This window comes from Marinimicrobium alkaliphilum (assembly GCF_003259155.1).
GTDB lineage: Bacteria > Pseudomonadota > Gammaproteobacteria > Pseudomonadales > Cellvibrionaceae > Marinimicrobium_A > Marinimicrobium_A alkaliphilum.
This window is the reverse complement of sequence record NZ_QGMQ01000002.1, coordinates 420,638-445,328: the sequence shown is the minus strand read 5'-3', so window position 1 is coordinate 445,328 and position 24,691 is coordinate 420,638. Positions and strand designations below refer to the sequence as shown.

The 24,691-nt window shown below is 54.7% G+C and carries 23 protein-coding genes; 7 read left to right on the top strand and 16 right to left on the bottom strand.

All coding sequences use genetic code 11. The features are described 5' to 3' along the window. Positions 1-108 precede the first annotated feature (108 nt). The 4 genes from DKW72_RS16340 to DKW72_RS05520 form a co-directional block, all read right to left on the bottom strand. A complete protein-coding gene (locus DKW72_RS16340; protein WP_157960402.1) occupies positions 109-390 on the bottom strand; it encodes a hypothetical protein in 282 nt (93 codons plus the stop codon). 815 nt (positions 391-1,205) lie between these two features. Next, positions 1,206-1,592, bottom strand: a complete 387-nt coding sequence (locus tag DKW72_RS05535; protein ID WP_111641324.1) for a hypothetical protein — start codon at positions 1,590-1,592, stop codon at positions 1,206-1,208. Between the two features lie 85 nt (positions 1,593-1,677). Further along, a complete protein-coding gene (locus DKW72_RS05530; protein WP_111641323.1) occupies positions 1,678-2,115 on the bottom strand; it encodes a hypothetical protein in 438 nt (145 codons plus the stop codon). Positions 2,116-2,776: 661 nt separating this feature from the next. Continuing rightward, positions 2,777-4,072, bottom strand: a complete 1,296-nt coding sequence (locus DKW72_RS05520; protein WP_111641354.1) for a peptidase U32 family protein — start codon at positions 4,070-4,072, stop codon at positions 2,777-2,779. A 255-nt stretch (positions 4,073-4,327) separates the two neighbouring features. Between DKW72_RS05520 and rnk the strand changes: the two genes are divergently transcribed. Further along, positions 4,328-4,723 (top strand): nucleoside diphosphate kinase regulator, encoded by a 396-nt coding sequence (gene rnk, locus DKW72_RS05515; protein WP_111641321.1) that lies wholly within the window; start codon positions 4,328-4,330, stop codon positions 4,721-4,723. On the opposite strand, the gene gdhA is transcribed toward rnk, so the two are convergent. Both gdhA and DKW72_RS05505 read right to left on the bottom strand, forming a co-directional pair. Continuing rightward, positions 4,720-6,066, bottom strand: coding sequence for an NADP-specific glutamate dehydrogenase (gene gdhA, locus DKW72_RS05510; RefSeq protein WP_111641320.1), 1,347 nt, complete (start codon positions 6,064-6,066; stop codon positions 4,720-4,722). The two genes, rnk and gdhA, sit on opposite strands and share 4 nt — an antisense overlap. Positions 6,067-6,146: 80 nt before the next feature. Then, the gene (locus tag DKW72_RS05505; RefSeq protein ID WP_111641319.1) at positions 6,147-8,513 is read right to left on the bottom strand and encodes a nitric-oxide reductase large subunit; all 2,367 of its coding nucleotides are present in this window, start codon (positions 8,511-8,513) and stop codon (positions 6,147-6,149) included. Between the two features lie 309 nt (positions 8,514-8,822). Here DKW72_RS05505 and DKW72_RS05500 point away from each other — a divergent pair, with 309 nt between their 5' ends. From DKW72_RS05500 to DKW72_RS05485, 4 genes are read left to right on the top strand one after another with little or no spacing between them, the layout of a single operon-like run. After that, positions 8,823-9,275, top strand: a complete 453-nt coding sequence (locus DKW72_RS05500; RefSeq protein WP_111641318.1) for a YbaN family protein — start codon at positions 8,823-8,825, stop codon at positions 9,273-9,275. After that, positions 9,262-10,446 (top strand): NnrS family protein, encoded by a 1,185-nt coding sequence (locus tag DKW72_RS05495; RefSeq protein ID WP_111641317.1) that lies wholly within the window; start codon positions 9,262-9,264, stop codon positions 10,444-10,446. Before DKW72_RS05500 ends, DKW72_RS05495 begins: the two co-directional genes overlap by 14 nt. Before the next feature lie 15 nt (positions 10,447-10,461). Next, positions 10,462-10,899 carry an RrF2 family transcriptional regulator gene (locus DKW72_RS05490; RefSeq protein WP_111641316.1) on the top strand — a complete coding sequence of 146 codons (438 nt, stop codon included), beginning with the start codon at positions 10,462-10,464 and terminating at the stop codon, positions 10,897-10,899. Positions 10,900-10,905: 6 nt separating this feature from the next. Further along, positions 10,906-11,274, top strand: coding sequence for a SirB2 family protein (locus tag DKW72_RS05485; protein ID WP_111641315.1), 369 nt, complete (start codon positions 10,906-10,908; stop codon positions 11,272-11,274). Positions 11,275-11,347: 73 nt separating this feature from the next. Here DKW72_RS05485 and DKW72_RS05480 read toward each other — a convergent pair whose 3' ends face one another. The 10 genes from DKW72_RS05480 to hemN form a co-directional block, all read right to left on the bottom strand. Further along, the gene (locus DKW72_RS05480; RefSeq protein ID WP_111641314.1) at positions 11,348-12,700 is read right to left on the bottom strand and encodes a GntP family permease; all 1,353 of its coding nucleotides are present in this window, start codon (positions 12,698-12,700) and stop codon (positions 11,348-11,350) included. An 87-nt stretch (positions 12,701-12,787) separates the two neighbouring features. After that, positions 12,788-13,075: an RHS repeat-associated core domain-containing protein gene (locus DKW72_RS16335; RefSeq protein ID WP_157960401.1), complete on the bottom strand. Its 288-nt coding sequence runs from the start codon at positions 13,073-13,075 to the stop codon at positions 12,788-12,790. Positions 13,076-13,367: 292 nt separating this feature from the next. Next, positions 13,368-13,682: a hypothetical protein gene (locus DKW72_RS05475; RefSeq protein ID WP_111641313.1), complete on the bottom strand. Its 315-nt coding sequence runs from the start codon at positions 13,680-13,682 to the stop codon at positions 13,368-13,370. 177 nt (positions 13,683-13,859) lie between these two features. After that, positions 13,860-14,189 carry a zinc-dependent peptidase gene (locus DKW72_RS05470; protein ID WP_269777881.1) on the bottom strand — a complete coding sequence of 110 codons (330 nt, stop codon included), beginning with the start codon at positions 14,187-14,189 and terminating at the stop codon, positions 13,860-13,862. A gap of 199 nt (positions 14,190-14,388) precedes the next feature. Further along, a complete protein-coding gene (locus DKW72_RS05465) occupies positions 14,389-15,003 on the bottom strand; it encodes a hypothetical protein (protein WP_111641311.1) in 615 nt (204 codons plus the stop codon). A 239-nt stretch (positions 15,004-15,242) separates the two neighbouring features. Beyond that, the gene (locus DKW72_RS05460; RefSeq protein WP_111641310.1) at positions 15,243-15,779 is read right to left on the bottom strand and encodes an RHS repeat-associated core domain-containing protein; all 537 of its coding nucleotides are present in this window, start codon (positions 15,777-15,779) and stop codon (positions 15,243-15,245) included. 224 nt (positions 15,780-16,003) lie between these two features. Continuing rightward, a complete protein-coding gene (locus DKW72_RS05450; protein ID WP_111641308.1) occupies positions 16,004-16,627 on the bottom strand; it encodes a hypothetical protein in 624 nt (207 codons plus the stop codon). 298 nt (positions 16,628-16,925) lie between these two features. Further along, entirely contained in the window at positions 16,926-17,753 is an 828-nt protein-coding gene (locus DKW72_RS05445) for a M90 family metallopeptidase (protein ID WP_111641307.1), read from the bottom strand. 16 nt (positions 17,754-17,769) lie between these two features. Then, on the bottom strand, positions 17,770-19,953 hold the full coding sequence (locus DKW72_RS05440; protein ID WP_111641306.1) for a YncE family protein: 2,184 nt from the start codon (positions 19,951-19,953) through the stop codon (positions 17,770-17,772). Between the two features lie 167 nt (positions 19,954-20,120). Beyond that, a complete protein-coding gene (hemN, locus tag DKW72_RS05435) occupies positions 20,121-21,512 on the bottom strand; it encodes an oxygen-independent coproporphyrinogen III oxidase (protein ID WP_111641305.1) in 1,392 nt (463 codons plus the stop codon). A gap of 194 nt (positions 21,513-21,706) precedes the next feature. On the opposite strand from hemN, the gene DKW72_RS05430 reads away from it, so the two are divergent. After that, the gene (locus DKW72_RS05430) at positions 21,707-22,978 is read left to right on the top strand and encodes an O-acetylhomoserine aminocarboxypropyltransferase/cysteine synthase family protein (RefSeq protein ID WP_111641304.1); all 1,272 of its coding nucleotides are present in this window, start codon (positions 21,707-21,709) and stop codon (positions 22,976-22,978) included. Positions 22,979-22,985: 7 nt separating this feature from the next. Further along, entirely contained in the window at positions 22,986-24,662 is a 1,677-nt protein-coding gene (locus DKW72_RS05425) for an ATP-binding protein (RefSeq protein WP_198411227.1), read from the top strand. Positions 24,663-24,691: the final 29 nt, after the last annotated feature.

Genomic DNA, 24,691 nt, shown 5'->3' with positions numbered 1-24,691 from the left:
AGGCGAGATTGTGATGGCCGGTTGCTCCTGAGTAGTGCGTCCCGTTAAGGCAGGGCATTGACCTTGGAGAGACAAGGAAGGGTAACTCCCTATACCCATCACATTTCATCAAACTCTTTTCTCGTATCTGGTTAACGAAAGTACACCAAACCACAGAGGAAAAATAACGATAAGCAACCAACCCACCCAACTTCCAAGGCTGGAAACCTTGCCATCAAATAAAAATCTATACAAATCACTTAAAAAAATAATCAAAGATGGAATAGCCCCAAACAAAAAACCACTTAAAAACACTTTTTTTGTTGAAAACTTCTTCCTAACCGCATAATCAACTATCGCATCATGCCCTAATATCAAAACGAAGATTACAGCCACTGCAATCCAATTCATAACTCTATTAACCTAATAATTCGAAATTATAAGACCTGCTGGTATATTTATCGCTTCGCTATTTCTTGCCCAAATAAATATAGCACCTCTACCTCCGCCCGCCAGGTTAGCCATCATCCGTACTCCTGTCCCAACGGAACCTCCAAGGATAGCTCCGGCCGCCAGAGACCTTACAGTCTGTTCCGACCCTGTAGCATGATTCAAACCCGCAGTACTCAGCACCCCCGCAAATGCATTTCTAGTAACTACGGGAGCACCCCCGAGTCCAGCGATTCCGACCATTGAGAGCCCAAGACCTGTCGTTAGCTCCTTCATATTCTCGTCCTGCCTTACATTGTCGATTCAAGAGGCTGGGAAAGATTCTGAATTTGAGATTTATACAACTTTATTTGCATGCTCCACCCTATGGGTATTGATAGTGATAAACGAAGCTCTCCTAAATCTCTGGATTTTTCCGCTAATCGGATTTTTTTGTTTTTCTCTACCAATATTGTACTGGGACGCTAGAGAATACAAATAGAAACCCGTTAATAAGAGTACTTGGAATATCGTTTCTAATACTTCATACCCTTTTAACAATTACGAATATCAATTACTGGATATGCGAAATCTGCAATCTACGCTACATTAATCACGTATTCCTGTTCCCAGGACTAACCTATTCATTACTTATTTTCATTAATGAACTAAAACCAAATTGTAATTACATGAGCAACAATGACTACCTATTTTTACCAGTATTACTCTTCACTGCATCGGTTCCGGTAGCCGTAATTTCAACCTTGAAAAATTTATAGAACTTGAATTCAAGCATTCTAAAAATTAAATCGAACATTAAAATCCAAGCAGTCCAATTCCACAGCAGAATTCAGCACATGATTCTCCACCAATAAAACTGCCTGACGAGAATATTTTTTGCTACTATCGCTAACGCTCTGATCAAGCAACCAGTCATCCTTGACTTTTATGTACCTCAGAAAAACTGTATCACTCAAGAAGTCGCTCTCTGGGAAAACTGAGGATTCAGGGGTTTCAACTAATTTTAGAGTTATCTTTCTTGAATCACATTGACCATATGAAATCTCAACGACACTCGATTCAGCCGATGCCAGCCGACTTACAGTTAACATGAGGGCAACAACCAGAATTATTGATATAATCGACCTTCTATTTTCAGCCTTGAAAAATATTTTGGTTTTCATAACAGCGTGACCTTACTATTTCGTCATGGTCAGTCGAATGGCGCGAAACGTATCCTTTCCAAACATCATCTGTAGAAGATCCCCCCTAATTGGCGCAAGAAAACTCACTGAAGTTGGGATTTGCCCTGCCATCGAAATTATCAATAGTTACTCGGTATGAAACGCGACTTCTCCTCTCGTACTTATGTAACACCACGACTAAGCCATACCCCTTTTCCACGTAAAACCTTGTTTCACAACCCTCACAATGAGCAAACCTGGAAACTGATAGTCCGGAGTTATTCTCCGCGTCGACAAGAAAAACAATAATGTCGTACCGGCTCTCAAGATACGAATTGTTGGGTGTAAATTTCACCTCGAGGATCTCCTCACACACCAAACCACCAAGACCAACCTCTAAACCAACGTCAGTAAGGAAATCAATATCTTTGTCAAGCAGACTCAACTCCTCCCCAACTGAATATGTTGTTCCGAAAGCAAGTGTCGAATAGAAGATCAGAGCCAAAGATAAAATATATTTCATGAGTTACCCCCATAAGAACACCCAGCTCAAGGGGTCTTGGACGTTCACGTAACGCGGCCTACATGCTGGCCGCGCACCTACATCAAATCGACTATCACCTGTCCAAAACACCTAGGCTCTCTTTCTTCACCAAGGTTCTGCAACCGATCTTTGCTGTCAAAATATGGTCGACCTGACCGCCGAACTTTTACCACGTCAGTCAAGAAGTATGTTTCAACTGTTGGATGGGACCGCTTAAGTGTCCCATACATCCATACATAGCAACCGTATAGCCTTGCCATTTCATGGGAAGGAGCATCCACGACAAGTCCTTCATCCGGGATAGATTTTATCCACTCATCTAGTCCGGATAATAACGCTATCCCCCCGGTAGAGACGAAACCAGAAACCGCGATTTTCTTACCCTCAATACTCTTCTCGTTTCCCCGAATACTCGATATATCTATGTATTGATAGTCACTAAGGTTGGCATCGCCTGACAGGCAATTTCCGCCGGCTAGCAGCAGAAAAATGAAACCGAAAATCTTTATTATTCTCATAACTTTTTAAGGGGATAACCTACCCCCCCCTCCGCAAATAGGCCGATATGTTACATAAATCTCTTGTGTCAAACTTGGCGCTACCAAGCATTATTGCCCGGGTCGTGGTTATTTTCAACGCACTAGAGCTCTCGAACCAGCAGGGAGGTACCGGGCTCACAGGCCACCGGCAACTGGAGCTGCACCCGGTGACCGGAACCCGGCGCGCGCTCAATCGGTTGGCCGGTCTTGTCCCGCAATGCAGTCAGGGTGAAGGTATGATTGCCTGCGGGGGTCAGTAAGGTCAAGCGGTCACCTACTGTAAAGCCGTTTTTGGCATCCACCTCGGTCCAGCCGCCCTGTTCTGCCACGGGCTCGGCCACCCATTGTTGGCGGCCCTGGCCGTGGGCGCGTTCGATATTCTGGAGCTTTTCCGGGCGGGCGTGGCGGTCAAGCAGGCCGGCGGTGTAACCGCGATTCGCGAGGCCTTCCAGTTCGTCAAATAGGGAGGCATCAAAGGGCCGCCCCGCCACGGCGTCATCAATGGCCCGGCGGTACACTTGCGCGGTGCGCGCAACATAGTAAGGAGACTTGGTGCGCCCTTCGATCTTGAGCGAATGCACCCCGATACGGGCGAGCTCGGCCACATATTCGACGGCGCGCAGGTCTTTGGAGTTGAGGATATAGCTGCCATGCTCATCTTCATCCATCGGCATCAGTTCGCCGGGGCGGGAGCGGTCTTCAATCAGCACCGGTTGCCACTGCCCCACCTCGTCTTCACGCGCCGGCTTGGCCTCATACTGCCAGCGGCAGGCATTGGTACAGGCGCCCTGATTTGGGTCCCGGTGATTGAAGTACCCGGACAGCATACAACGCCCGGAGTACGCCATGCACAGAGCCCCGTGCACAAACACCTCCAGCTCCATGTCCGGCACTTCAGCACGAATCTCTGCAATTTCCTCGACTGCCAGCTCGCGCGACAGGATGATCCGTTCGATCCCCTGTGCCTGCCAGAATTTGACGGCGGCCCAATTGACCGTGTTGGCCTGAACCGACAGATGCAGTGGTACATCGGGAAACTGCTCGCGCACCAGCCAGATGACGCCGGGGTCCGACACGATCAGTGCGTCCGGGCCCATCTCCACCAGGGGAGCGAGGTGCTTCATGAGCGTTCGGACTTTGTTGTTGTGCGGCGCAATATTGGTGACCAGGTAGAAACGCTTGCCCAGCGCATGGGCTTCGCTGATGCCCTGGGCCAACGCGGGCGGATCAAAGCTGTTGTTGCGTACCCGCAGGCTCATGCGCGGCAGGCCCGCGTACACGGCATCGGCGCCGTAGGCAAATGCCAGGCGCATGGCGCGCAAGCTGCCCGCCGGGCTCAAAAGTTCGGGGATAGGGGTCACGGGCTGGTTCTCCGGGTTGACGGGTTGGCGCGGCATTTTATCAGCCGAAGTCGGCAGCGCTTTGACCTCGCTCAAGGTTCACGTATGTTCAGCCTTGACTTTCCGGGTGGTTGGCGTAGTCTCTGACGCATATCCGTACTTAAGAGTGTATGTGTGAACACTTCCCTGACCGTGCTGACCGGGAGGCTATGCCCTCCCACCCCCTCGTTTGCGTGAGTGCTCTTTAGCACCCACTGTACTGTCTGTACCCCATTAATATCTAAAGCCTAGTATTGACCAAAAGGAGTCAGTATGTCTGCCAAACCCGCTATTACCTTAAGCAAGACCACCTACCAGAAGCTATCGCGACTGCTGGAATCAGTGCCCGAAAATATGATAACCGACCAGTTGCTGGACGAGCTGGAGCGGGCGGATATTGTCGATGGCGCCGACCTGCCCGAGGACGTGGTGGATATGCACAGCGAGGTGACCTTCACCGTGCAGGCGACCGGAAAAACCTTTACCTACACGCTGGTATACCCCACCGAGCTGGACAGCACCGAGCACAAGCTGTCGATTCTGAGCCCGGTGGGTAGCGCGATTATCGGCCTGCGTGCGGGCGACGAAATTGACTGGCCCCTGACCCGCGAAAAAAATACGCTGGTGCGGGTCGAGAGCGTCAAACCGTCCGCTGCCAGCGCCGGTTAGATAACGCCGAAGGCCAGCATCGCGTCGGCGACCCGACGGAAACTCGCGATGTTGGCGCCAGCGGCGTAATTCCCCTCCAGATCAAACTCTTTTGCAGTTTCGTAGCAGTCCTGATGGATATTGCACATGATTTCGCGCAAGCGATTTTCCGTATGTTCAAAGGTCCAGGCGTCGCGACTGGCGTTCTGCTGCATCTCCAAGGCAGAGGTCGCAACACCGCCCGCATTGGCCGCTTTGGCGGGGCCGTAGGCGATTTTACTGTGTTGGATCAGTCTGGCCGCCTCCGGGGTACAGGGCATGTTGGCACCTTCACTCAAGGCAATACAGCCGTTGTCGATCAGGGTTTTGGCCGCCTCCTCGCCCAACTCATTTTGAGTGGCACAGGGTAAAGCTATCTCACAGGGAATATCCCAGATACTACCCTCGGCATGATACTCGGCATCGCTGTGCTCATTGACATAGGCTTTGATGCGTTTGCGCTCGACTTCCTTGAGCTGTTTGACTGTCTCAAGATTGATACCGGACTTGTGATAAATGTAACCACCGGAGTCGGAACAGGCGACCACTTTGGCCCCCAAGTGAATAAGCTTCTCGATAGCATAGATGGCGACATTGCCAGAACCCGAAACGATACAGGTTTTTCCCTCGATACTTTGATCGCGGACTTTCAACATTTCCTCGGCAAAGAATACCGCGCCATAGCCGGTGGCCTCTTTGCGCACCAGGGCGCCGCCCCAAGTGGGACTCTTACCGGTGAGCACGCCCGACTCGTAGCGGTTGGTGATACGCTTGTACTGACCAAACAGAAACCCGATCTCGCGCAGTCCGACCCCGATATCACCGGCAGGCACATCGGTCATTTCACCGATATGACGATAGAGTTCCGTCATAAAACTCTGACAAAAGCGCATGATCTCGTTGTCCGAGCGATCCCGGGGATTGAAATCGGAACCGCCCTTGCCGCTACCGATGGGCAGACCCGTCAGGGCATTTTTAAAGGTTTGCTCAAACGCGAGAAATTTGATGGTATCGAGCAGCACCGAGGGGTGAAAACGCAAACCACCCTTGTAGGGCCCGAGGGCACTGTTAAAACCCACGCGAAAACCGCGATTGATATGCACTTCGCCCTTGTCGTCGACCCAGGGCACGCGAAAGATCACCTGCCGCTCGGGCTCACAGATGCGCTCGATGATTTTCTGCTCGGCATAGTGCGGATGTTTCTTCAGCACCGGCCCCAGAGTTTCGATCACTTCCTTTACCGCCTGATGAAACTCTTTTTCACCGGGGTTACGCTTCTGGACCACGTCATAGATTTCGTTGATGCGTGCATCTGTATTGACCATTCAACCACTCCTCTCATAAAACAGGGCGGGCGCCTGACTGGCGCTCGCCCTTTTCCTGTAAGTGTAGACGGTTTTTGGGTTTATGCCGGCCGATCGCTGTTGCAGCCGCAGCAGGCATCGGCATCATCCGCCACTTCCGCCAGAACTTCACCGGGCTGAGTCAGCGCCGCACCAAGACCTGCTGGCGCCGCGCCTTTTGCCCACTCAGGCGCATCGGGGAAGTAGAGTCCCTTGATCACCTGCCAGGTCACTGCCAGTGCACCGATGATAAAGATCACATCGCCAACGGTACGGAACCACCGCAATGCCACCAGTGTCGGCTGCTGTAGAACTTCTTCGCTGCGAGCATACCAGAGACCCTCAGATGCGCTGGCCACAAACTGGATAATCCCGATAGGCAGCAGACTGGTAAAGAGCATCATCGCCAGGCCAATGTTGAGCCACCAGAACGACGTTTTCATCAGCTTGTCATCAAAGATGAGCGTCGGGCGAATGTAGCGCAGAATCAGCAGCACAAAACCCAGTGCCAGAAAACCGTACACGCCAAACAATGCACCGTGGGCGTGGGTTGGTGTGGTATTCAGGCCCTGAACATAATAGAGCGCAATGGGCGGGTTGATCATAAAGCCCAGCACGCCGGCACCGAGCATATTCCAGAACGCAACGGCGACAAAGAACAGCAGGGGCCATTTAAGGCGGCTCATCCAGGCAGCCCGATGCTGCAGGCGCCAGTTCTCCCAGGCTTCATAGCCCAACACCACCAGCGGCACCACTTCCAGCGCACTGAAGGTCGCGCCGATGGCCATTACCGGCGTGGTTGTACCCGAGAAATAAAGATGGTGGAAGGTGCCCGGCACACCACCGAGCATAAACAGCGATGCGGAGGCCAGCGCCGCAACGGTTGCCATCTTGCGTGATACCAATCCCATGCTGCAGAAGATAAAGGCCAGTGCCGCCGTTGCGAATACTTCGAAGAAGCCTTCCACCCACAGATGCACCACCCACCAGCGCCAGTACTCCATGACTGAAAGGTGCGTGCGCTCACCGTAGAAGAGACCCGCACCATAGAAGAGCCCGATCGCCACTACCGAAGCACCGAGCAGTGCCAGCAGGTTCTTGTCACCCGGCTCCCGCAGTGCAGGCACCATGGCACGCAACATCAGTACCAGCCAGAAAACGATGCCCAGATATTTGGCGATCTGCCAGAGGCGACCCAGGTCCACATACTCGTAGCCCTGATGGCCAAGCCAGAAGCTCAGGTGGGCCGGCATGATCTGTGCGATCGCCAGGAAGTTACCGGCAAAGGAGCCCACCACTACGACAATCAGTGCCCAGAACAGAATGTCCACACCGATTTTCTGGAATTTGGGATCCTTACCGCCGTTGATAATGGGTGCCAGGAACAGCCCCGCGGCGAGAAAACCGGTGGCAATCCAGAACATTGCGGCCTGAATATGCCAGGTACGCACCAGTGAATAGGGGAACCATTCCGAGGTGTTGATTCCGTAGAAGCCCTGCCCCTCTACCGTATAGTGCGCCGTAAACCCTCCCAAAAATACCTGAAAGGTAAACAGTGCGACCACCACGAACAGGTACTTGCCCAAGGCTTTCTGCGAAGGCGTCAAACTGAAATTGGTGAGCGGATCCTTGCCCGGTACTTTTGGCTCTTCCTCATCCTCACGACGCAGGAACGCCCAGCCCCACACCAGGAACCCCACCCCTGCAATCAGCAACACCACGCTGACGATGGACCAGACCACATTTTCCGCTGTTGGGCGGTTATCGATCAGCGGTTCATGCGGCCAGTTGTTGGTATAGGTGGCACCGTCCGGGTAGCGTTCGGTGCCAGCGGCCCAGGCGGTCCAGAAAAAGAACTGGGCCATCTGCTCGCGCCGCTCGGCACTGGGCAGCGTATTCTCCTTCATGGCGTAGTTGGCGCGCCGGGTCTGCAGCTCCGGATCGTCGCTGAACAAGCGGCTGTAGTAGGCGGCCGTTTGGGCAATGGCCTGTGCGCGGCGATCCGAGACGATCAGCGTATCCGTGGGCGCGTCGTAGGTATTGGTACGATAGGCTGACTTAAGCTCGTACTGGAGACTGTTCTGTTCGCGTCCCGTAAGTTCATCGTACGGCACACCGAACTCTTCCAGTGCGGCCAGCTCCAGCCAGGCGTTGAGCTCCCGGTGCAGCCAGTCGGCGGTCCAGTCCGGCGCCTGGTAGGCCCCGTGCCCCCAGATGGAGCCGAGCTGCATGCCACCAATGGACTGCCAGGCGGTCTGGCCATCGAGAATGCTTTTATTCGTCATCAGCAGCTGGCCGCTTTCCGAGACCACCTGGTCCGGAATTGGCGGCGCCTTGCGGTACACTTCGGCACCAAAGTAACCCAGAATGGCAAAGGTGAACGCCAGAATACCGATCAGCGTCCACCACAGTTTTTTGTACTCACCCATGTTGTTGGCCCCCCACGACCGGTACTGAGAACTGCCCGGGATGGGTCAGCTCACACACAACTTCGTGAACAATCTGTTCTGCCCAGTTCATTGTCGACTCCTCAGCGGCTAAAGCGGCGACGGACCCGCCGCCAATAAGATGTAATGAAAAAACACCTTTTTAAAAATACGCCCGCCCACTAAAGATGTAAACATAATGAATCTTATATAAAGAGATACCCCCACCAAGGTATTTCACCTACCACCCTCAAGCATTGGCTTAGCCGCCTATAAGATATATAATAAATACATCTTATAGGAGAAAGCGCCATGCTGTTCCATCGCCGCCGCCTGTTCGTTCGCCTGCGTCGCCTGCCCTGGCAGTGTCTGACCTGGGGCTGTGTCGGCCTGGGTGCGGCGGGCACCATCGTGCCCTTGTTGCCGACCACCCCGTTTTTGTTGGTTGCGGCTTGGGCGGCGCCCAAAGGCTCTCCCCGTCTGGGGCGCTGGCTGCTGGCCCACCCGCGCTTTGGTCCGGTCCTACTCGCCTGGCGCCACGAACGGGCGGTGCCCCCGGGCGCCAAGCGTCTGGCGCTTTTATTGTTGGCCGCGAGTTGGGCCACCCTGTGGTGGCTGCGCGCTTCACCCTGGGTCCTGGCCTTTACCGCTGTGCTTTTTGTCGCTGTCGCCAGCTTTCTGTTAACACGCCCAAACCCCGGAAAGCACCTTGCACCTCCGAGCCCATCATTTCCACCCAAGGAGTCACTTCATGCCCACCGCTAACCCGCCGGTACTACTGGCTTTTGCATTTCGGCCGTTTTTTCTGCTCACGGGCGCCTATGGCGCATTCGTGGTTTTGGGGTGGCTGGGCTACCTGTTTGGTGGCTTGCCCCTGCCCTTGGGCTGGTCACCGTTTAAGTGGCATAGCCACGAGATGCTCTATGGTTTTGTACCCGCCGCCATCGCGGGCTTTATGCTGACAGCGCTCACCAACTGGACTGGCGCCCGCCCGCTCGACGGCGGTAAGCTGCTCGCGTTGATTCTGCTCTGGCTCGCCGGGCGCGTGGTGATGTGGGGTGCCAGCTGGCTGCCCGCGGGAGTGGTCGCCGCCGTCGACCTCGCGTTCCTGCCGGTGTTGGGCCTCTATGTGGCCCGGGTCATCCTGCGCCACGGCAACAAACGCAACCTGGTCATGGTCGCGGTGTTGGCCTTGCTCAGCCTCGGCAACCTGATGATGCACATCGGCTTTATCACCGGTAAGATGGCGTGGCTGAACGCCGGCGAGCTGCTGGGCTTTAACTTGATTCTGCTATTGATGGCGGTCATTGCCGGGCGCATTACCCCGGCCTTCAGTGCCAACTGGCTGCGCGCACGGGGTGTCGACCCGGCGGTGGTCACCCGCTCTCCCCTTACCGATCGCCTGGCCGTGGGCAGCCTGGTAGCGCTTCTGGTGCTGGACCTCCTGCCCGTGCCTGCGGTCGCGGTTGGCGCCGTCGCACTGCTGGCGGCGGCGGTGCATGGCGTGCGCCTGATTCAGTGGGCCGGCTGGCGTACTGCGGCCGAGCCGCTACTGTGGATTCTGCACCTGGCCTACGTCTGGGTGGTACTGGCGCTGCTGCTGCGCGGCCTCGCGCCCTTTGTACCGGGCATTACCGACAGCCTCTGGCAGCACACCGCCGGGGTCGGCGCCATGGGCATTCTGATTCTCGGGGTCATGACCCGGGTGGCCATGGGCCACACCGGCCGACCGCTCAAGCTGGTGCGTTTTGGCAGTATCATCTATCTGGCGATCATCGCCGCCGCCCTGCTGCGCATGGCCGCAGCGCTTCAGTGGCTGGACTATCGTCTCGGGGTTACGCTGTCGGGCGTAGCCTGGATTCTGGCTTTCAGCCTGTTTGTGGTACTTTACTGGCCGGTACTGACACAGCCGCGCGCCGATGGCCGGCCCGGCTAGACCCAGGAATTGTTTATGCACATCACCCGTTACACCGACTATTCACTGCGTGTGCTCATGTATCTGGCCCTCAAGGACGATGAGCTGAGCACCATTCGTGAAATTGCCGACAGTTACGGCATCTCCAAAAATCACCTGATGAAGGTGGTCCAGGAGCTCAATAACAAGGGTTACCTGCAGGCCATTCGCGGCAAGAATGGCGGGCTGCGGCTCGCCGGGGCCGCTGAGGCGATCAATATCGGCGCGTTGGTGCGGGATACCGAGCAGGATTTTGCCCTGGTGGAATGCTTCGGCGAAGGCGACGGCTGTGTGATTACCTCCGCCTGCCAACTCAAGCGGGTGTTGGGAGAGGCTCTGGAAAGCTTTTTTGCCGTGCTTGATCAGTATACACTGGCGGACATTCTCCCCGGCGGCAAGGCCCGGGTCATGACTCGATTACTGAACATAGGCTGATCATTGATGGATATTGTTGCTTTAAAACACCTGCACGTCACTCTCGCGCTGATTTCAATTGTGTTCTTTCTGGTGCGCTTTGGGGCGCGCGAAGCGGGTGCGGGCTTCGTACATACCAAGCCGATCAGGATCGCCCCCCATGTGATCGACACCCTGTTGCTGGTCACCGGCTTTACCCTCGCCGGCATGATGCGCTTCTCCCCCGGCGATCACCCCTGGCTGATGGGCAAGTTGATCCTGATTGTGGTCTACATCGGGTTCGGTATCGCGGCGATGAAGTCCGGCAGTTTTGGAAAGCGCATGATTTTTGCCCTCCTGGCGTTGTCGACTTTTATCACGATCATGGTATTGGCGTTTCTCAAGCCCTATTTTTGAGTCGACACTGCACATCCAAAAAAGCCCGCGTTCTGACGCGGGCTTTTTTTATCCGTCACGTTCACAATGAACGTTAAAGGAAGAGGCTGACAACAAGAATAACGCTTAAACCAACAAGGCCGATGATGGTTTCCATAATCGTCCAGGACAAGAGCGTCTGACGCTCGGTCAAGCCCATAAACTGCTTCACCAGCCAGAAGCCGGTATCGTTAAAGTGCGAGAGCACTGTTGCGCCCGAGGCAATGGCGATCACTACCGCACCGGTCAGGGGCGCCGAGTAATCCCCCATAGCCAATAACGGCGCGACCAGGCTGGCGGCGGTCACCATGGACACGGTGGCCGACCCTTGCAACACCCGAATACCCGCCGCAATCAGGAAGGCGAACAGTACGATGGGCAAGTTGGTGGTGGTCATCATATCGGCCAGCGCATCGCCCACACCGGTTTCCACCAGCACCCGACCAAAGACCCCACCGGCGCCGGTCAGCAGAATGATCATCCCCACCGGCTCCATGGAGCGGGTCGCCACCTGCTGCATCTCGTTGCGGGTAAAACCCAGGCGCGTCCCCAGAAAATAGAACGACAACAGCAGCGCCGCCATCAATGCCGTAAACGGATGGCCAATAAAGCTCAACCACTGACGCAGATCACTGCCCTCAGCCAGCCAGACATTGCCCGCCGTGTTGAGCAGAATCAGCACCAACGGCAGAGAAATGATCGCCAGCACCACACCCACGCCCGGCACCTTGCGCTCGACGCCGTCCTCAGACACGGGCTCATCCGCCGGCACATGGTGAGGCACCCCGGTATGAATGCGCGTGCCGATATAGCGGCCAAAATAGACCCCGCCGATAATCGCCGCCGGTATCCCGGCCAGCAGACCGAACACAATCACCCAGCCCAGATCCGCGCCGATCAGTGCCGCCACCGTGACCGGCCCCGGCGTGGGCGGGATAAACGAATGCGCGACCGCAATACCCGCCACCAGCGGAATACCGTAGTACAGCATGGAGCGACCGGTGCGGCGCACCAGGTCGTAAACCAGAGGAATCAGCAGAATCAGCGCGACTTCGAAAAACACCGGAATCGCCACAATCAACCCGATCACCGTCAAGCCCCAGGGCGCGCGCGGCTCCCCAACCCGACGCACGAGGGTATTGGCAATCTGCCGGGCACCGCCGGACACCCGCAGAATCTCGCCAATCATGGTGCCAATACCGATCACCACTGCGATATACCCCAGCGTGCGCCCCATTCCCTCCTGCACCAAGGCCGGGATCTCCACCAGTGGCACGCCCCCGGCAATCGCCACCCCGACACTGACCAGCAACAGGGCCACGAACGCATGAACTTTGCACACCACAATCAGCAGCACCAGGGCCGCAATACTCAACAATGCGAGCAGAATCAGAAAACTGGCAGACATAAAGCGCTCCAAGTTAGCGTTATCATTATCGCGGGTATACTAGCGGGTTTTGGGGAGGAATTTAAGGGGGCGGGACCGGGCGAGATGTTAATTAACATGTTGCGCCGAAGCTGGACCATTTCTAGTCTGCGCTCGACCATTGCTGCGCGTCGTGCAGCAATGGCAGGTTTTGAAGTTGATTCCGCGGGCAGCCTTGCTGGTAGGGATCACTCTTGCCTGCTGAAGCAACTGTGGATTGTTACGACCACTTAAATCGACCTGCCAGTTCCCGGTCGGATCAACAAAGTTCACGGGATCATTTTTCACATACGCATACCAATTCATCCCATCCTCGTAGTCAATGGGACTGGTTTGCAAAAGGATCAGCAGCTGCATAATTGGCTACACGCTTCATTCTCTTTGTACTGTGCCTGAATATTCTAGTTTCTTATTGACCTAAAGAATGATAATTGCCCTAAAACTACCGTACAACTCTTAACCAAAATTCTGACAAAGGCTATTACAGAACCAATATTTGGGTATCCCAGCCTACCAATAAGATACCCCATAAAAGCAAATAAAACTGCGGTAAATCCAGACTTAGTATACTTGAAGCTCGGCTTCACATAGCGACACAAACCATTCTCAAACCAACATTCCATACCGATAAATAATAGTTAGGCCATCCTCAGCCCTGTCCAGGCCAGATAAACATCGCCATGACGATGATGTAAAGAACTACCGCAATACAGAAAAAGATAAATCTTAAAGATGGGCTATCACCTGACTCAAGGCTGCCCCCACCCAAGCCAAACATAACATCTCTGTTCAGGTAGGCCACCATTTGGGAAAGGGATCCATACGCAACAAAACACCCTAGCACAAACCCCCAAACCCCTAACTCATTAAAGAAGAAGCTCCATACAGCAATCAGAAAATGTACAAACAGAATAGAGAGCCACAGTTTTTTAACCACCATACCGCCCCCACTGATCAGTTTCATTTTGAATAGGTACAATTATGCAGAGGCCAATTTACCATCATCTTATAGCCTTTCAGTTACATATTTTCTCGACTGGGAATTGCTTCCACACAACCCTATTTTGGTGTTTTTTGCGACGAGAAAAACTGGATGGGGAGCGAATCATCTATTGTTTTCTTTCCTTCCATTAGAGTGTAGCTAGGGAAATTCACTGTAAAACCACTCTCGGGTTTCTTCCCTATAGTACTGGCGCAACTGCTCATAAACCGCCGGATAGGTTGAGTAAAGCGTCATCGGTGCCGTGAAAAAGTATTCCGTTGTCACCGCAAAGAACTCTTCGGGTGCGGTGGCTGCATAGGGGTCAATCGCCGGCTCAGTACCTCTCTCAACGCTGTCGACCAAATGCTCATAGGCGTCGCTCATTACCGCCTGCCACTGCCGTCGAGCGTCCGGATCGAAAAACAGCGGCGCGCCGTCCATATCACCGCTTTCGCCATCCACTTGATGGGCGTATTCGTGCAGCACCAGGTTGTGGCCGTCGATTGTCTAAACTTTAGGTCTCCACTATTACTCTTTGCAGGGGCGCTTCGCGCGCCCCTGCTTTTCTTGGGTAAGTCGGGGGTTTAGCACTTCCAACCCATTCCAAAGAAATAGATCTGTCCCCTTTCTTGATCGTTCCCGAACATTGGGTGTCCCTAATATCTTGCCTAATATCTTGGATAGCCCGCTAGTTTTCTCTGTCTGGATGGTCCGGGTCAAACTGATATTCGAAATAGTCCATTAATTCCTTCCACTGATTCGGACTGAAGTTACTTCGAAGATCGCAGTAGTAAGGATGTATACCCGGAACTGAAGGGAAGTACATGAGATTCTTAGGAGCGCTTTCGACAAAACCTGGCTCAAAGCGCTCATATGGTATTATCGCCGATACTTTTCCGCCTGGTTGAATTCCAACATGACACAGGTTGGTATCTTTAAAGTTCTTTCCGCGACAGGTTCCAGTATGAGTTTGCTCAATCGGAAAGATACGATCACCTTGCTCGACATAAACGTTTTCCGACGCAAAATGTATAGCGCCTATTGGTCCTAAAGAACCATTCAGTCCCGTATTAGGCCACATTTCTACTCTAAAGCAAAGATTATCGTCCACTTTTGATTCTAGAACGACCTCAAAAAAACGATTTTTCGGATTATCAAAAATGGAAAATGTAAAGTCTACGTCAGGAACAGGTCTATTCTCTCCCAACATCTCATCGAGATCGTCTTTAGTTAACTCATTTCCAATCACAACGCTAACTGAGAAGGCGCTAATAAGTAGAGCGAATAAAAATCTGATAATCATTATCTATTAATCCTATTTCGCATTAAGATTAAGTGGTCTGGATTTTTATGCCGCATACTGCTCGGAAGACTTCTAAATGCGTTCGTCCCCATATACGGGGTGCCCATGCCATGCACTTGATCCTTGTAGCCCATATTATGTAACACTTCATGAGCGACCCCATTACCATAGCTGACCCGCATAGATAAGTCTGTAGGATCTATAGTTATCGACTTTCCACCGATGTCGCCGTGACCGTACTAACCTGCGCTAAAGCCACCCCTGTGGGCGACATAACTCGAATCATTCATAGCTGACGCGGCCTTACTGAAATTTTCGGCTATCGTTTTAGGATCACCAGCGGAAAGTTCTGTTCCCATGACGTCACTAACCACGCTTTGCACTGCTTGCGCCGCCGCACTCAGATCCCCGCCTGCAGCAAGCTCATCAGCCAAGTTCCCCAATGCAGACGCGGCACTTGAAAAATCGTTGGCTATTTGATCCCGGTGACTCTCAAACTCGACCCACTCCTCGTCGGACCATCCGTCTCCACGCCGGTACAAGCCGGTCGGGTCCGTAAAGTTCATTGGGTCGTTACCAACATACGCATAAAGATTTATCTGATCTTCATACCCAATCGGATCGGTTTGCAAGAAACGCCCTATATAGGGATCGTACATCCGGGCCTTGTAATAGTACAGCCCCACCTCCGGCAGCCAGACCTGGCCGGTATATTGGAAGCGCCCCTGATTACTTTCAGCAGGAACGCCATACTCATCATAGGCATTGACATACAGGGGGGGGGGGGGGGGGGGCGCCGAAGCACAGTTCCACTCGTGTTGGTTTCGGCAATCAGATCTGTACCATCATAGACGAACCGAGTGGTCGACTGGCCAGTACTGTACAGACTGGTCAGGCGGTTCTGTGCACCATAGGGAATGACAAATGGTTTTTGAGGTACTGGCGTGGAATATACCCACTTCAATCATCACCACTTGCTGTCAAGGCGGCCAAGGACCACTTACTTTTTATCGACTGCCAATTTCAACCGCTCAAGCCACTCATCATTCAATGTATCTATCCATTGGTAACTAAACCAACTCGGTTGACTGAACACAACGTAGTAACCCGAACCCCTGTCAGGAAGACTAAAAAAATGTGGACGGTAAGTACATGTACCATCATCCAAAATCTTCCGGTAAGCACTCTCCGACGTAATAGACCGCATTAAGCCAGCAGGCTCATAGCCTCTTTCCTCCCACACCCCTTGGTTCAGCAGCAGGCGAAAAACCAATTTTCCTCTCAACCAAAGGGAGCTAGGGGGCTCCCCCTTAACCCTATCAACTAGACTTAGCTCAACATCGACCATCTCATCAACCAGCAAGCCTCCTGCCCCTTCATAGTCATCCAATCGGTCTCTAATATGCTCTCTAGCGCGCGTACTCTTCCCGTCAAGCTCCAAAGCGGGTTTCCTGCCAATAATTTCATAAACACCGACGTAACTGCTGTTCTCCAGCACTTGGTCAACGGGAGGATTAGAATTAGCGTCACAATCAATGACACAGCAATGCCTTCCCTCATCTTCAGCATTAACCGACAGAGGAATTGAAAGCATTATAAGGAAACATGTATGTATAATTTTCATCAATAGGATATCCTCTTATACTCGTAATTCCTTCTTCGCCGACATTCATTAGTCCGATTCACCGCCCTCGCCTCCAGCGTTTGGAGCGGTATCAGGAGCTGATCGCCCGCTTGCCTCAACAATCATATCTCCGCCAGAGACACCCCGCATAGAATCAACTACATGTGACATCTCGTGCTCAAATATCTCATCTCTTCCCTTGCCTGCACTCCCCACGGATCCGTCACGTTTTCGCACTACAACAAACCCAGAGTTTCCCACCTCAACCGACGACCCCAAATACTCTCCAGCATCCGCATTACGCTGGACAACGTGTGAACCACTCTCGGGTTTCTTCCCCATAGTACTGGCGCAACTGCTCATAAACCGCCGGATAGGTTGAGTAAAGCGTCATCGGTGCCGTGAAAAAGTATTCCGTTGTCACCGCGAAGAATTCTTCGGGGGCGGTGGCTGCATAGGGGTCAATCGCCGGTTCAGTACCTCTCTCAACGCTGGCGACCAAATGCTCATAGGCGTCGCTCATTACCGCCTGCCACTGCCGTCGAGCGTCCGGATCAAGAAACAGCGGCGCGCCGTCCATATCACCGCTTTCGCCATCCACTTGATGGGCGTATTCGTGCAGCACCAGGTTATGGCCGTCGAGGGACGTCAGGTCGTGCTCGATTTCGTCCCAGGACAGTATCACTCTGCCCTGCTCCCAGGATTCCCCCAGCATGACATGGCGATCGCGGGTCACCACGCCCGCTTCGTCAACCTGCTCGTCGTCGCGGACGTAGGCGCTGGGATAGAGCAGAACCGCAGGGGGGGCGTCGAGGCTGGCATGCTGGTAGACGAGGCTCGCCTGGGCGAGGATCAGCAGCTTCATGTCGTCGGTAACAGTCAGCCCGGCGCAGCCGTAGAAGCGGGTTTCACTCATTAGCAATTTTAGCCGCTGATGGATCTGCACACGCACGTTGACCGGAAGCCGTGGATAGAGTCTCCAGTGCTCACGCAGAATTCGTTCCCAGCCCGGCGGGAGTGGTTGCTCATTCAGGCGTTGCCTGCGCATCAGACGTACTAAAGGTGGCAAGGCAATTACGAGAATGATAGCCAGCGCCAGCAAAAAAACCGCGTACAACGCAAGCACCGAAACCTCCTTTGGACTATTGAGAAACAATGACCTTGTGAAGCGTTCCGGGGTCAACCAACATCAAACGACCTTGCTCTCTGCTAAAAAAACTGGTCCCCGGTGCGGGGGTGTAACCCCGAGTCATCATATCGTGATAATGGTCAAGGCATCGCCCTGATTCCCGGTCAATCATCGTCACGCCGTCCCAGGTCAGCAGCAATGCTTTTTCATCACTGCTCAAGGACAGGCTTTGAGTCGTTTCATTTTCTCCTAGTCCCTGACCGGCGCAACTGGTTTGCAACTTGCTGCGGTTACCGGTGACGATATCAACCCGATATAGATTACCGTTGTACTGGTCAACGGTATACAGGGTGTCACCTCCGGATGGCAAAACCAGTCCGTTGAGTGTTTGAAACCCGGGGCCGGTACCTTGCAATCCGGCCTTGGAAATCAGTGTATGATGATAATCATCACTGCTCAAATCGATAGCATAGATAGCGCCGCCCTCTTCCTCTCCCGACTCTGGGTGCAACGGACTACTGAAGTACAGCCGCTGCTCATCTCTATCCAGCGCCAATGCGGAGATATTCCCATAGCTTCCGCCAATCCCATGGAATGCGGATTTTATTGTCTCAACTGAACCCGTTTCAATATCGACCTTCAGGATCGAGTCACCCCGAACGGCGTAAAGCCACCCTGCGGATTCGTCCAATGCCAGTCCGTCCGTACCTCGATTGAAACCATCGATTTTGAGGTCTGCCAGTATTCTTCGGTTTCCGGTGTTCATGTCAATATGAAGAATTTTCTCGCCCGTATTTCCACCCCCATCGAGAATGAATGCTGTCTCAAAGGACGCGTCAAAAGCAACCGCTGTGGGCAGTACAATGCGTGGCCCTGAACCGATACCCGGCGCAAATACGGCTTCTCGGTGCCCGGTCTCAAGATCAATACCCATGATCATATTCAAACCTTCATCACCGACCAGCAAGCGGTTCTCTTCGGCATCGAAAGCAGCCGATATGACCTGAGAAAAAGCAAAATCTCCCTGGGCTTCTGTGCTATTGCTGATCCGGCGTGACTGGCTACTGTTGCGCTCCAGGATATCAACGCCACTGAAATTGACGGCATAGAAAGTATCAGCACCAGACCCCTGCGCCAAATGCGTTGGGGAGTTCTCATAACCGGGCACAAAGCTGGTCAGCGTGCCATCGGAATAGGACACTCCGACAACGCCGTCCCCGCCGTAGGTGTAAAGGTAAATATGATCCTCGCCCAAAATCGCATCGGCAAATCTTATTCCCCCTTCCCCCCAAGGTTCGCCGCGATAAAGCTCACGCCATACAGAGCCCTCAAGAGCATCCAAGTCCAGCTCATAGACAACAGAGTAAGTCGGCTTCTGATCGGTAAAAAAGTTATCGCTACTTACGACATAAAGGGAATTTCTGGTCGGGTGACACAAGGCGGCGACATGCCAACGATTCAAGTCTCCCCGAGGATGTGTAAAAAAGATGTGCGGCTCTGTATCGCTCGACAGACCCACACGGCGAAAGGTATAAATCGCTTCGTCTGGATCGCCGGGATCAAAGCCTGTTTCGATGACGTAGACTTCGTCGGTATCGCGCTTGTGACAGCTTTCAAGGGGAAGCCCGTCCAGAGTAGCTTTGCGATAAAACTCACCGGTTTCAATTGCCAGCACTATCAAGTCCGTACCGGAAAAACCGATCAACCGGCGATTGACAGGATCAAAATCGAATATAGAGGGTATGGCTGTTTGCCCAATATTGACAACCGTTTCAGAGGATACGGGATTCCCTTCCCGATCCACCACCTGAAGCCGGTACTGTCCAACGTCGGGCGCGACGTCACTCAGGGTCCACTCAAACCGATACGTCGACTGAGAGACAACCCCACTGGGTAGCCTTTCGTCGCCAGAGGAATGGGTGCGGCTGGCAACGCTTTGCCGTGTCAGTGCGGTGACAACGTTTCCATCAATCAGCAGTTTATAGCCGTCGCGCATACCGGAAACTTCACCGCGAAAGTGAATACTCTCCGACGCGAGTCCCGAATTACGCCAGGGGAAATGCAGTTCCACGAGGGCCGACTGGGAATCTGCACTACCCGTTGGGGGCGTTTCCGGGCTGCCGGTGGAGCTGCTACCGCAGCCGACCAAGAGGACTGCGGAGAGAACGAAGGGTAGAATCTGGGGCCTGATATTCATGACATGACTCCTTGTCGCAGAACATGGGCCCGCTCCTGCTACGGGAGACTCGGTGCCACCATCTGCTATTCAGTGTTATTTATAGGCCTTGATAATATCACTGATACTCCATCTTGCCATTCTTTTTCAGCGCTTCCGGCTACCAATGAAACCAAGCGCCAAAACCCTCAAATCACCTTCGAATAACGAATCTGATTGCCATTGTTCAGATACTCATCAAACACCATGCAGATGCGCCGGATCAGCAGGCGCCCGGCATTGCGCACGGTGATCCCGGTACTATCAATACTGACCAGGCCGTCGTCCACCATGGGCTGCAACTGTGCCAGTTCATGGGCGAAGTAAGTGCGCGCATCGATATTGAACTGCTCGTGCAGGTCGCCAAAGCTGAGTTGAAAATGGCAGATCAGGTGATTGATCACGTGCTGGCGCAGGTGGTCTTCGCTGCTCAGGGCAAAGCCCTTGATAAACGGCCGCTGCCCGGCGTCCACCAGGTCCTGGTAGTGTTCCACGCGCTTGGCATTCTGCACATACACGCCGCCAAACTGGCTGATGGCGGATACCCCAAAGGCAAGCAGGTCAGTATCGCCGTGGGTGGCATAGCCCTGGAAGTTGCGTTGCAGTTTACCTGCCTCCTGGGCCTTGACCAGGGAGTCTTCCGGTTTGGCAAAGTGATCCATGCCCACGTACACATAACCCGCCTGTTGCAGCCGCTCGATGGCCATCTGCAGAATCTCGAGTTTGGCCTCGGGCGACGGCAGATCCTCCTCGCGAATCAGGCGCTGACTTTTGAACAGGTGCGGCAGGTGGGCGTAGTTGAACAGGGACAGTCGATCCGGCCCCAGGTCGATGACTTTATCCAGGGTATCGCTGACACTGGCGCGGGTCTGCAGCGGCAGCCCGTAAATCAGATCCATGCTAATGGAGCGATAGCCCTGATCGCGCACTGCATGCACCAGCTCGCCCACTTCGGCCAAGCTGTTGTAGCGATTGACGGCCTTCTGCACATCCAGATCAAAGTCCTGCACCCCCATACTGACCCGGTTAAAACCGAGATCCCGCAGGTGGCCCATGGTCCGGGTACTGACCTGGCCCGGATGAATCTCGAGCGCGTATTCACCGGTATCGTCATCAAGGAGCTGGAAGTGCCGGCGTGTGGCCTGCATCAGCCAGGTCATTTCCTCATCGGTGATATAGGTGGGCGTGCCGCCGCCCCAGTGCAGTTGAGTCACCGGTCGGCGGGTATCAAACAGCTCGGCCTGAAACGCCATTTCTTTGGCCACACGCTCCAGATAGGGCTGTGCCCGGCTTTTATTGTGGGTCACAATTTTATTGCAGCCGCAGTAAAAGCACAGAGTCTCGCAGAAGGGAATATGAAAATAGAGCGACAGCGGTCGGCCACTGCGATTGCTCTGACGGGCGGCGCGGGAATAGTCTTCGTCGTTGAACACTTCACTGAATTGGGGCGCCGTCGGGTAGGAGGTATAGCGCGGGCCCGACAGGTCGTAGCGGGCGATCACCTCAGGGTTCCAGTTTAGGGGCTGACTATATAAAGACATGGCGGGCTCGGCTCGGTCGCTGTGGGGCTACTCTAAAGGGAGTAGGATTATATGCAGCTTAATCCCCACAACCGTCTCCTGCCTTGACGTGGGTCAAACCCGGGGGCGGCTTCTAACCGGCCACTGAGCAGCACGACAAAAGTGTGCTAGATTGGTGCACTCAATAAACACGAGCGACGAAAGGACCCAAGACCATGAAACTGGAATCCCTTGCCCTGCACTGCGGCTACGAATCCGAAGCCACCACCAAGGCGGCAACGACGCCCATTTACCAGACGACCTCTTTCACCTTCGACGACACCCAGCACGGGGCGGACCTGTTTGATCTGAAGGTCGAAGGCAATATTTACAGCCGGATCATGAATCCCACCAATGCCGTACTGGAAGCCCGGGTGGCGGCAATGGAGGGTGGTATCGGTGCGCTTGCCGTGGCCTCGGGCATGGCGGCGATCACCTACGCCATCCAGTGTATTACCGACTCCGGCGACAATATCGTCAGCACCAGCCAGTTGTACGGTGGCACCTATAACCTGTTCGCCCATAGCCTGCCGCGCCTGGGCATTGATGTGCGTATGGCCTCCTTTGACGACTACGCCAAGCTCGAAAGCCTGATCGACGCTAGAACCAAGGCCCTGTTCTGCGAGTCCATCGGCAACCCGGCGGGCAATATTGTCGACCTGGAAAAGCTCGCCCAGATAGCGCACAAACACGGCGTCCCCCTGATTGTGGACAACACCGTGGCCACGCCCTTTCTGTGTCGGCCCTTTGAGTTTGGCGCGGATATCGTGGTGCATTCATTGACCAAGTACATTGGCGGCCATGGCACGACCGTGGGCGGCATCATTGTCGACTCGGGCAAGTTCGACTGGACCGCCCAGAAGGCCCGTTACCCCATGCTCAACGAGCCGGACCCCTCCTACCACAATGTGGTGTACACCGAAGCCCTGGGGGAGGCCGCCTATATCGGTCGCTGCCGGGTAGTGCCCCTGCGCAATACCGGCTCGGCACTGTCACCCCACAGCGCCTTCCTGATCATGCAGGGCCTGGAAACCCTGGGCCTGCGCATGGAGCGCCATTGCGAGAATGCCCTGAAAGTGGCCCAACACCTTCAGGCCCACCCCAAGGTCACCTGGGTCAACTACGCCGCTCTGCCCGACAGCCCCTACCAGAGTCTGTGTCAGAAGATCACCGGCGGGCAGGCCTCGGGTATTCTCAGCTTTGGTATCCAGGGCGGTAAGGCGGGGGGAACGACCTTTATCGATGCGCTGCAAATGATTCTGCGTTTGGTGAACATCGGTGACGCCAAGTCCCTGGCGTGCCACCCGGCCACCACCACCCACCGTCAGCTCAACCCCGAAGAGCTGGCCAGTGCCGGGGTGCCCGAAGATCTGGTGCGCCTGTCCATCGGCATCGAGCACGTGGACGACATCATCGCCGACATCGATCAGGCCTTGGCCAAGGTCTGAGGACAGTTTGAAAAGCGATATGCGCCAGTCGTCCATTGTTCTGCGCATCAGCATGGCCCTGGCGGGGATCATCACCCTCGCCGCGGCCACCATGCTGACCTCCTACTGGATTGCCGACCGGGCCGACAGCGATGCCCAGGCCATCAATCTGGCCGGGTCGCTGCGGATGAACAGTTACAAGCTGGCCATGCTCCTGCATCAGACGCCGGTACCCGAGCCGGCCGTCTCCCAGACCCGGGAGCGCCTGGCCAACACCTGGGCGCACCCGCTCCTGCACGAGCTGCGTGCGCGCGACCCGGCCCTGGCCGAGGCTTACGGCGCCGCCGAGCGCCACTGGCAGGCACTCGACCCGGCGCTGATGGCCGGCCAGATCGACACCGCCACGCTGGACCGTTATGTCGACACCCTTGAGGCCCTGGTGCTCGCCATCCAGAACCACGCCCAGGACAATGCCCGCACTCTGCGCCGTATGCAGATTGGCGCGCTTATACTGATGCTGAGCCTGACGGCGATCGCCATCTACTGGCTGAAGACCAAAGTGGCCCAGCCCCTGACCGACCTTACCCGGGAGCTGCAACGCAGCAACACCGCCCTGCAGTTTCTGTATGAAACGGCCAACACCATCATCAAACACCCGCCCGAGGGGCTGGACTACGGGCATATCGTCACGCGCCTGTCCGAGCTGGCCAACACCGAGGACCTGGAACTGTGCCTGATGACGTCCGCGGGCGATACACCCTATCTCCAGGTCACACCGTCCCACTCTGTGCACCAGCCCTGCGTCTCCCAGCAATGCTACAGCTGCCTGAAGGGTGAGCTGGTGACCGGTTACAGCGGCAGTACCCTGGACGAAGACGGCGCAGTGGTGCGCCACAGCTTCCCGCTGGTGTACGAGCAGCACCACTACGGTGTGCTGGTGTGCCGCCTGCGGGACGACCAGGCGCTGGACACCTGGCAGCGTCAGCTGATTCAGTCAGTGGCCGATCAGCTCGCCGTGGCCCTGAGCCTGCAACAGCAGGAAGACAACGCCCGGCGGCTGTCGCTGATCCACGAGCGCACGGTAATCGCGCGGGAGCTCCACGATTCCCTGGCCCAGGCCCTGTCCTACCTGAAAATTCAGGTCACGCGCCTGAACCGGGCCCTGGCCAAAGACGACAAGGCCACCCTGGAAAGTGTCTCGGCCGAACTGCACGAAGGTCTGGGCTCAGCCTACCGGCAGTTGCGCGAACTCCTGACCACCTTCCGCCTCAAGGTGGATGAGCCCGGCCTGATCAATGCCTTGCAGACCAGCGTGGACCAACTGAGCGCCCAGACCGATATGCATATCACCCTGGCGTGCAGCATCACCCACCTGCCCCTTACACCGAATGAAGAAATCCATCTGCTTCAGATTGTGCGCGAGGCCACCCAGAACGCCATTCATCACAGCGAGGGCCAACAGGTGGCGATTCGCTTGCACCAGAGCGACGACAAACAGATCCAGGTCCGGATTGAAGATGACGGTATCGGCATTGCCAATGCCCCGGAAAAACCCAACCACTATGGCCTGACCATCATGCGCGAACGCGCCCACAGTCTGGGCGGCGAGTTACACCTGAGCAATCGGGTGCCCACAGGTACCCGGGTTTATTTCGCCTTTGTGCCGCGCTATCTCCATCGCGGGGAAGGCTCATCTACCCCTTAATAGGGACGTCACTTGATGCAGGTCAATAT

Bases quoted from the DNA above. Each gene is read 5' to 3' on its own strand.
- DKW72_RS16340 (WP_157960402.1), bottom strand. From the start codon at position 390: ATGAATTGGATTGCAGTGGCTGTAATCTTCGTTTTGATATTAGGGCAT.
- DKW72_RS05535 (WP_111641324.1), bottom strand. From the start codon at position 1,592: ATGAAAACCAAAATATTTTTCAAGGCTGAAAATAGAAGGTCGATTATA.
- DKW72_RS05530 (WP_111641323.1), bottom strand. From the start codon at position 2,115: ATGAAATATATTTTATCTTTGGCTCTGATCTTCTATTCGACACTTGCT.
- DKW72_RS05520 (WP_111641354.1), bottom strand. From the start codon at position 4,072: ATGCCGCGCCAACCCGTCAACCCGGAGAACCAGCCCGTGACCCCTATC.
- rnk (WP_111641321.1), top strand. From the start codon at position 4,328: ATGTCTGCCAAACCCGCTATTACCTTAAGCAAGACCACCTACCAGAAG.
- gdhA (WP_111641320.1), bottom strand. From the start codon at position 6,066: ATGGTCAATACAGATGCACGCATCAACGAAATCTATGACGTGGTCCAG.
- DKW72_RS05505 (WP_111641319.1), bottom strand. From the start codon at position 8,513: ATGGGTGAGTACAAAAAACTGTGGTGGACGCTGATCGGTATTCTGGCG.
- DKW72_RS05500 (WP_111641318.1), top strand. From the start codon at position 8,823: ATGCTGTTCCATCGCCGCCGCCTGTTCGTTCGCCTGCGTCGCCTGCCC.
- DKW72_RS05495 (WP_111641317.1), top strand. From the start codon at position 9,262: ATGCCCACCGCTAACCCGCCGGTACTACTGGCTTTTGCATTTCGGCCG.
- DKW72_RS05490 (WP_111641316.1), top strand. From the start codon at position 10,462: ATGCACATCACCCGTTACACCGACTATTCACTGCGTGTGCTCATGTAT.
- DKW72_RS05485 (WP_111641315.1), top strand. From the start codon at position 10,906: ATGGATATTGTTGCTTTAAAACACCTGCACGTCACTCTCGCGCTGATT.
- DKW72_RS05480 (WP_111641314.1), bottom strand. From the start codon at position 12,700: ATGTCTGCCAGTTTTCTGATTCTGCTCGCATTGTTGAGTATTGCGGCC.
- DKW72_RS16335 (WP_157960401.1), bottom strand. From the start codon at position 13,075: ATGCAGCTGCTGATCCTTTTGCAAACCAGTCCCATTGACTACGAGGAT.
- DKW72_RS05475 (WP_111641313.1), bottom strand. From the start codon at position 13,682: ATGAAACTGATCAGTGGGGGCGGTATGGTGGTTAAAAAACTGTGGCTC.
- DKW72_RS05465 (WP_111641311.1), bottom strand. From the start codon at position 15,003: ATGATTATCAGATTTTTATTCGCTCTACTTATTAGCGCCTTCTCAGTT.
- DKW72_RS05450 (WP_111641308.1), bottom strand. From the start codon at position 16,627: ATGAAAATTATACATACATGTTTCCTTATAATGCTTTCAATTCCTCTG.
- DKW72_RS05440 (WP_111641306.1), bottom strand. From the start codon at position 19,953: ATGAATATCAGGCCCCAGATTCTACCCTTCGTTCTCTCCGCAGTCCTC.
- hemN (WP_111641305.1), bottom strand. From the start codon at position 21,512: ATGTCTTTATATAGTCAGCCCCTAAACTGGAACCCTGAGGTGATCGCC.
- DKW72_RS05430 (WP_111641304.1), top strand. From the start codon at position 21,707: ATGAAACTGGAATCCCTTGCCCTGCACTGCGGCTACGAATCCGAAGCC.